2 protein-coding genes and 1 pseudogene are annotated in these 1,419 nt (G+C 60.4%); all 3 read left to right on the top strand.

Going from position 1 to position 1,419, the window contains the following annotated elements:
• The coding region (locus AC1DP9_RS27655; protein ID WP_477109066.1) for an RNase A-like domain-containing protein at positions 1-511 on the top strand (511 nt) is incomplete at its 5' end.
• Between the two features lie 4 nt (positions 512-515).
• Entirely contained in the window at positions 516-803 is a 288-nt protein-coding gene (locus AC1DP9_RS27650; RefSeq protein WP_144203685.1) for a contact-dependent growth inhibition system immunity protein, read from the top strand.
• Positions 804-1,127: 324 nt separating this feature from the next.
• A pseudogene (locus tag AC1DP9_RS27645) lies at positions 1,128-1,419 on the top strand (RNase A-like domain-containing protein); the annotation flags it as partial.

Raw genomic sequence — 1,419 nt, 5'->3', positions numbered from 1 at the left:
GACCATGCGGGCGCCGCCGGACATGGCCGGCAATATCGGGCTGTCGCTGGATATTGGTGTGGGATTCGGCCTCGCCGGCATGCTGAAGGCCGCGCGGGTGGCGAGCATTACCGCCGGGCGGATTTACCTGGTGCAGCATGAGGCGAAATCGCTGAAAGGTCCCGGTGGGCACACGATTGCGAAGCACGTGGGGAAAACGGAGGCGCAATTGCGAGCGAGGTTGATGCAGGGGCCCCGGTTAACGGCGGCATCATCGTTCACGGACCTGCGCACAGCCGAGTTCGCCATCTCGGAGGCGTTGCGCGCCCATAGTGGCCAGATAAAGACATGGGCGGCGGGCTACGGGGCGGCAAAGCTGCGCTTCGATGCCGCTACGATCAAACCTGTTGGCAAGGTTGTTTTGCGGACGACGGGCAGATTGGAGGATGCTCGCAAAGTTCGCGTGGTGCTATTGCGAGAGCAATACAATGGAATGCCCTACTTCGTACTGACAGCATTTCCGATAAGTTGATTTTATGACTGATTCCCGATACCCGGAGCTATGGCAGTTGATTGGGGCCTATTTCAATCAGGACTTCGATATGTTTGGGGACAGCATCGAGGATCTGATCGCGGTATATATCTCGGAATCCGATCCCGCTACGCGGAAGAGGGTGATTCAGGATATTGAGAGGTTCATGGCTGAAAACCGTGGCGCGATCGAAGAAGCCTATCGCAGGGAGTTTGGTGAAGAGATCGACTGGGGAATCAGCCACGAGGCGTTCCTCCGGAAAGTCGAGCATCTCATTCACACCAGCCTATAAAAAAAGGGCGCCTTGGCGCCCTTCTTCATTCCAACCCGGGCGGGGAGAGGGGAGCGATACGCTGGCGTCAGCGATCGTAGTCCTCTCGAAATTTCCTTGTTCCCGCGTGGGTTTGCGCCATCTCAATAGTGCGCTGGCGCTGGGTCGGTAGCGTCGGGCCTCTCTTTTCATGGGGGGAATCCGATGGCTCAGGCAGACGAGATGGACGGCTTGCGCGTGGTCATGAGCGCGCCGCAACTGGCAGCGGTGCTGGCGCACCGGTCGATCAGTCCTACAGAGATGATGTCCAATCGCCTATAGGGCGGGCTGGACATCGTCGGCGGCGTGCTGGAAATGGTGGGTGCCGGGGTGCTGTGCATTGCGCCGGAACCGACTGGCGTGACGAAAGCTGGCTGTATCGCGTTCGGCATGCATGGCGCGGACACGGCCTGGCGCGGCATGCGACAAGCCTGGACCGGGCACGACAGTGCAACACTGACCCAGCAGGGCGCAACGAAGCTCGCAGAGACCATGCGGGCGCCGCCGGACATGGCCGGCAATATCGGGCTGTCGCTGGATATTGGTGTGGGATTCGGCCTCGCCGGCATGCTGAAGGCCGCGCGGGTGGCGAGCATTA

The sequence above is a fragment of the Cupriavidus sp. 01L43 genome, assembly GCF_056399925.1.
Note: the sequence above shows the minus strand (reverse complement) of the source record. Positions and strands in the feature narration are given on the sequence as shown.

What these genes read in the sequence shown, in the direction of transcription:
- AC1DP9_RS27650 (WP_144203685.1), top strand. Translation starts at nt 516, where the DNA reads ATGACTGATTCCCGATACCCGGAGCTATGGCAGTTGATTGGGGCCTAT.